6 protein-coding genes are annotated in these 4497 nt (G+C 40.7%); 1 reads left to right on the forward strand and 5 read right to left on the reverse strand.

Features of this window, described 5'->3' with window-relative positions; genetic code table 11:
- Nucleotides 1–1401 (reverse strand): hypothetical protein (locus tag F3059_RS13555; protein WP_151170194.1); only part of this gene is annotated, 1401 nt, incomplete at its 3' end.
- 126 nt (nucleotides 1402–1527) lie between these two features.
- On the opposite strand from F3059_RS13555, the gene F3059_RS13560 reads away from it, so the two are divergent.
- Entirely contained in the window at nucleotides 1528–1890 is a 363-nt protein-coding gene (locus F3059_RS13560; protein ID WP_151170196.1) for a helix-turn-helix domain-containing protein, read from the forward strand.
- Here the strand turns inward: F3059_RS13560 and F3059_RS13565 are convergent, their stop codons facing one another.
- From F3059_RS13565 to F3059_RS13580, 4 genes are all read right to left on the reverse strand, one after another.
- Nucleotides 1891–2907, reverse strand: a complete 1017-nt coding sequence (locus tag F3059_RS13565; RefSeq protein ID WP_151170198.1) for an SH3 domain-containing protein — start codon at nucleotides 2905–2907, stop codon at nucleotides 1891–1893.
- A 52-nt stretch (nucleotides 2908–2959) separates the two neighbouring features.
- Nucleotides 2960–3298, reverse strand: coding sequence for a hypothetical protein (locus F3059_RS13570; RefSeq protein WP_151170200.1), 339 nt, complete (start codon nucleotides 3296–3298; stop codon nucleotides 2960–2962).
- Nucleotides 3298–3690, reverse strand: a complete 393-nt coding sequence (locus F3059_RS13575; RefSeq protein WP_151170202.1) for a hypothetical protein — start codon at nucleotides 3688–3690, stop codon at nucleotides 3298–3300. The genes F3059_RS13570 and F3059_RS13575 overlap by 1 nt, the downstream gene beginning before the upstream one ends.
- 18 nt (nucleotides 3691–3708) lie before the next feature.
- Nucleotides 3709–4497: RHS repeat-associated core domain-containing protein (locus F3059_RS13580; protein ID WP_223274624.1), on the reverse strand; the 789-nt coding region annotated here is incomplete at its 5' end.

The raw sequence follows: 4497 nt of genomic DNA on the forward strand, positions 1-4497 counted from the left end.
CAGGTAGTAGTTGTTCACAAGGCTGATTGTCCAACGCTTTTGGTTGCTGTCGTTTATTCTCAGCTTTTTCCTGATTTCTCGATTGGTAAAGGTTTTCTTGTTTTCTACTTCCAAGTAGGATTTGATCTGTTCCAAGTAGTTTCTGCAAGCTCCGTTGAGTTCATCGGATTTGCGGAGCAGGATTTCTTTTAATAGCTGGTTGGTGGCTTCTACATCTTCTAAAATGGTTTCGATATAGATTTCGCCTGTTTCTTCATCTGCCTTTTGTTCTCTCTGGTGTTGGTGGTAAAAGGTGACGGCTTCGATAAATTGCAGGTAGTGGTTATTGGTTCTCCTGGGCTTAAAGACTTCTTTGGGGATTTGCAGCAGTTCAGCGAACGGGTTTACTACTTTGATTGGCTCGAGTAACCGTTGTGCATTTTGAAGAAGTTTTGCGGCTGCTCTTTCTGCTTCGGTGTTTACTTTTCCGGCTGATAGTTTACGTTGGTAGTCCATGATCCGGCTGTCTTGTTCTTCGGATTCATCGAGGTAGATTAAAAAGGATCTGTTCGCATTGTCTTCGTAGATCTGTTCTTTGGTGGTGCAACCGCTTACGCTTACCGGACCTTCTACAACCAAGTGCAGGGTTTTGGTTTCTCCTTTGGTGTTCTTGTGGGCTACTGTCTTGCTGATTCGTTTTTTGGATTGCAGTTCTCTGAGTGGATAAAGCACGTTTTCTGCTCCGTCCAAGTCTTCGATTAAGATCAGTTTGTTTTTCAGTTCTCTTTGGCCGAAGTAGTAAAAGGCGTTTTCTGATAATGTGGTTATTTCAATGCGATCTTCTACGGGCATCAGTTCCCCAACTCTTTCCTGCAGGTGGGTTTTTCCGGTTCCTGAACTTCCAAGGCTTACAATGTGCAAGGGTTGTTCTCTTTTTCGGCTGGTGAAGATCAAAAACATGATCAGGCGGTTTACTTCTTCTCCCACTACTCCGCTTTGCCCGATCAGTTCATTGGTTCTTTCAAGTAGGTTTTCAGATTTCAGGAGGGTTTCAGCTTCCTTGCGTTCATCATTGCTCAGTTTGGGCGGCTCGTAGGGTTTGGGTTCATTCTCCTTGATCTGCTTCATGCGGTATTCTTCCAACTGACCGGTAAGCTCGGCCATGCTCGCAGCAAGTACACTGGTTCCGATCTCTAACTTTTCTGCGGCTCTTCTGATCAGCTTCTCGGTTTGGTTGTCGTTGTACAGGTCTAAGTTGTGGCGCACAGGCGGAACGCTGCTTTCTTTGAGTTCGATTTTCAAGGTGCTGCGCATCCTGTCCAAGCCTTCGAGTTTGATTCCGCCAAGTACAGTTAATTTGAGTAGATCGTTTTGGTAGATTAAGCTTTCGGGATTGGTTGTGTTGAAGTTTTTTGCAGCCATATCAAAAAAATGTTTCTGATTTAAGAACTCCAAAAGTATTCATAAGTTCCCATTATAGCAACTATATAATTTCTGTTTTGTGGATTTATTGTAAATAGTTTCCGATATAAGTACCTTTGCTATCTCATGAGCATTACTGAGAACATACGGGAGATCAGGGAGCAAAAAGGCTTGCGACAAAAAGAGGTGTACACCTTTTTGGAGATTGGTAAGTCTGTTTACAGTAAGATTGAAAACGGAGGAAGAGAACCGACCGTGCAGGAGCTTGTAAAGCTCTCTCAGCTCTTTGATATGACAGTTGATCAGATTATCAACTACGAGGGCAATATCCCTTCTGAGGTGTCTTTAGAAGATAAATCTGCTGCCGAACAAAACAGGCTCTTCAACGAGCTGGACGAGGACGACAGACAAACTGTCCTGAAGATCGTAGATAAAATGCTCACTACTAAAAAATTCAATCAGTTCTTTCAGGAGAATATTGCTAAGTAGCTATTTTAAGTAGCGCTTACTCACCCATCCATTTCTTAAGATACCTGTTTCAGGATCGGTATAATAAACATAACTCCAACGCGGTACAGAACACTGTATGGCTACCGTTTCACCTTTTGGGATAGTCAGGTAGATTTTTGTTTCTTCTTTGGTGTTTGGATCAGACCTGAGATTTAGGTTCGCTGTGGTTTCCTTTTCTTCTTTGTGGAGATCCTCAAAAAGTTGGTCGAGTTTGGTAGCTGTTTCCTGACTGATTCCTGAGGTTTTACTAGTGTCTTCAGATTTCTTCTGATCACTCTGGAGTGACAACACCATCATCAATATGGTCAAAAACAACTGTACTTTTTGTAACCTTAAACTGACTTGGCTTGCCGCTGCTGATTGAGATAGGTTTTCGTTTGTTTTCTTCTGTTGCTCTACATTTTCTCTTTGTAATGCAACACTTTCTTCTGTAAGTGCTATTAATCTGTTTACTGCTTCACCTGATACCTTCCCGCTTTCTTGGACTTCTTCTAATATTTCAGCGACTTCTTCTAATTCTTCATCTTCTTCAGGGAAGCTTTCCCATATATCTCTTCGTAAAAAGTCAGTTGCTATATTGGGCAGTAATGCCGGGCCTTGTAATTCTTTTAAAGCTATTGGAGTTCGGAACTGATCGGTAATGCTCTGCATGCTTCGAGCTATACTCGAGAGCGCATTATTTTGAAGCCCGCTCATAACACTCTGTAAGTGATCATTAAGTGGTAGATAGTGACTCTGCATTCCTGCAGCTAAATCAGTCACTGGCTTTAATGGAGCGTACATAGCTTGCATTTGCTCTTGCATTTCTCTAATCCATCTCAGGTTTGGCGGGTCTACCATATCTTGGATTCGTTGCATGCTTTCCATCATGGATAAAATACCTGAAGGTATTCCATAGTTTCGAGGATATTTAAAGTCAGGCATTCCCGTTGATAGACCTGAACTCGTGAACTTCCCTTTCTTAGGCTGCTTTGAAGATTTGTCTTTCTTTCCCATAACGTAAAAAGCCCAAGCTGTTAAGCCTGGGCTTTTGGTTTATATCCTACTTTTAAAGCTCTCTAAATACTTCTATTACTTCTTGGTAGGTTGTATCATTATTGAACTCTGCTAAAGCGTTTCCGCTTTGTGTTCTTTCTCGTAATTCAATTTTTTCAGTTGCATGATTGTAGGCTAAAGCAAATCGGTTTTCATTAACGAAGAACCAAATAATGTTTGCTGTATTTCCTTTGTTCTGCTTAACTGATATTTCACCTGTTGATCGCCAAACAACTGCACCAAGTAAAGCTAATGCAACGCCTTCTACTTCCCCCGCATGGTGGTCAGCTCTGCCCATTACCCCGATCAGGTAAGTTTGAAGTGTTTCTATTGAGTCTATTGATATTGCCATTACTGAGATTGTATTAACAACGTGCAATAATGACCATCTGCTTTTTCACTCAATATTATCTTCTCTCCATCAAAAGCCGTTATTGAGTTCCTAAGCTGTTCTATATCATACTGGTGGTCTGAACAGTTTTCTTCTAGTTCAAAAATTCCACCAACCTTTAGTTCGCCATTATATTCATTATACACATCGATATAAAAATTATTAGCGGCTTCTGTTCTCTTAATATCAATCCAAGAACCACCATCACAACCACCTTTCCAAGTTGCAGAAGCTGGGACATTATCAGGCTTTGAAGGAGGATCACATGGTTGATTAAACACCCATTCTATACCTATATACGCAAGTGCAAGTAACCCAACAACTATTATTACAATCCAAATAATTCTCTTCATTTACAATCACTTTTCAGATTAGTTTCCGCTTCCACTATCATCTTTCTTTTCACTCTCATACATCCCATCAACACTGGTCTCATTCTTCTCGGGATCGTAATTTACAGCAGGGAATTCATCTTGATATTCTCCTACTATACTATTTGGCCTTGGATCAGCTATCCACGGAGCATCATCTTCAACATCTTCATCTTGATCCAATACATCACAACCAAAAGTACCACAGTTGTTATCCGTCAAATCATAAGGTTCTCGATCTGGGTCAGTGTTTTCAGCCTTTTTCTTTTGAGCATAGTCATTCATCTCTTTGAATTTGTCACTTTCAATATATGCTCCTTCTATTCTTCCACCATGACCGGACTTTTTAGAAATAGCAGACATCACTTTATTTAGAGATTCTTGCGTTGGCTTTCCATTGTCACCCATAACAACATTAGGAACTGTAACTTGTCGCACTATTCCTTTTCCTTCCTTGTCATATCGACCATACTCATAGTACTTTGTCAAACCGGTTTTATTATCTATCAAGAGCACTCCGGCATGACCTAGCCCACTAACTTTACCCAACGGTGTAGATATTTTGTAATCTGGAAAAACGACTAATATTCCATCTCTACCATCTGCATCTTTAAATGCAATAGGACTATTAAAGACAAAATTATAAGGTCCCTGAGCAGGATACTTTTTCATTAAAGGATCTAAGCTCAAAAACTTCCCTATACGAGGATCATAAATTCTAGCCCCGAAGTCTAAAGAATTCCCGCTTCCCTTTATCTCGTCATCCCGTTCCTGACCGTTAAACCCATA

This window comes from Salibacter halophilus, from assembly GCF_008806325.1.
Classification (GTDB): domain Bacteria; phylum Bacteroidota; class Bacteroidia; order Flavobacteriales_G; family Salibacteraceae; genus Salibacter; species Salibacter halophilus.

What these genes read in the sequence shown, in the direction of transcription:
- F3059_RS13575 (WP_151170202.1), bottom strand. Translation starts at nt 3,690, where the DNA reads ATGAAGAGAATTATTTGGATTGTAATAATAGTTGTTGGGTTACTTGCA.
- F3059_RS13565 (WP_151170198.1), bottom strand. Translation starts at nt 2,907, where the DNA reads ATGGGAAAGAAAGACAAATCTTCAAAGCAGCCTAAGAAAGGGAAGTTC.
- F3059_RS13560 (WP_151170196.1), top strand. Translation starts at nt 1,528, where the DNA reads ATGAGCATTACTGAGAACATACGGGAGATCAGGGAGCAAAAAGGCTTG.
- F3059_RS13570 (WP_151170200.1), bottom strand. Translation starts at nt 3,298, where the DNA reads ATGGCAATATCAATAGACTCAATAGAAACACTTCAAACTTACCTGATC.